Annotated in this window: 1 protein-coding gene; it reads left to right on the top strand. The window is 29.2% G+C overall.

The features are described 5' to 3' along the window. Positions 1-427: 427 nt before the first annotated feature. A complete protein-coding gene (locus tag BLO31_RS09260) occupies positions 428-940 on the top strand; it encodes a hypothetical protein (RefSeq protein ID WP_175443198.1) in 513 nt (170 codons plus the stop codon). The last annotated feature ends 328 nt before the right edge of the window (positions 941-1268 follow it).

Below are 1268 nucleotides of genomic sequence, written 5' to 3'. Positions count from 1 at the left end.
TTGGCATGCCTAAAACTTGTTGTATTGGCTGACAATTAATCTAAATAGGGCTGTTCGGCTTCGAAAATGATTTACGCAACAAAGCCTATAAATGCCGCACAAATTATCTACAATTATGGTAAATTAATAATTATTAATAAGTTTTAATTTTTCACTTTTATTTATTTATGAGCCAAAATAATGGTGCTTTGTTGACGTTTTTCGCAACCATAAAGTTTAAACAAATAAATCCATATCAATAATTTTTAAAACACAAACATTCTAGACATTGAGATCAGGGGTTATTCGTATGTGAATTAAGAAGTTGTGTGAAGTTGAAGTTATGGCATGCTTTTTATTTATTTTTGGTTAAACCATATAAACCATATAAACCATTAAAGTTATTAGGTCGTAAACTTGTAAATTTAGAAATTAAAAAATGGTGAAAATGATGAGTTTTGGATCTTGTTTTTCAGCGGTAGGTGATGGCAAAAAATACTGTCTCATAGTAAATCCAAACGCTGGAGTTGTTAAAAATAGTTTAGGTGACCGGTCTAGGAAGTTAAGTTCATCTGAGATAAAAATAATTATGGCTTTAAAGGACAAAAAAAAAGTTTATAGAGAAGATATTATTAAAATTGGATGGCCGAATAAAATCGTGTCTGTAAGCTCAGTTGGTGTTTCTCTTACAAATATTAGAAAAGTTCTAATTTATATTTTTAAAGGTGAATTGAACTATTTTCTAGAAAGAGGAGTAGATAAAGACGGGAAGTCTTTTTATTACTTTAATGAAAATATAGCAGTCATCATTAGTGATGAAACAAAAGAAAAAAGAAATATAATGAATACGATCATCCATAAAATTAAGGTATTGATATCTAAATTAGATTTTTTGTTAATTTTTTTATTAATTATGATTATAATTTCAATGTTCTTGGTTTTTGGAGTAGTTGGAGGTTAGATTGAATTTTTCTTCTCCTTTTGCAGTGTTTTTGTATTTTACATCTACGCCGTCATTGACCTACTTTTTTACTAGGCAATAAAAAATTAATAATGGGTTTTATATTTATTTATTCTATTATTCGAAGTCGTACATCGATTTCTATGTATAAGTTATTATATAAATTTACTATCTTAAGTTTTTATTTTAGTTAAAGCCCGATTTCAGATAATAAGTGCGACATTCATGGATAGGTGTAGAAGTGGAAGCCAACGACTGAAAGTGGTACGCTCTTCTCGCCAAAGAAACAAGCAGTACGACCATGAATTATCAGCCGTTGACCGAGGGC

The organism is Vibrio sonorensis (assembly GCF_001854765.1).
Taxonomy (GTDB): domain Bacteria; phylum Pseudomonadota; class Gammaproteobacteria; order Enterobacterales; family Vibrionaceae; genus Vibrio; species Vibrio sonorensis.
The sequence above is the reverse complement of the archived record's forward strand: the minus strand, read 5'-3'. Positions and strand labels throughout refer to the sequence as shown.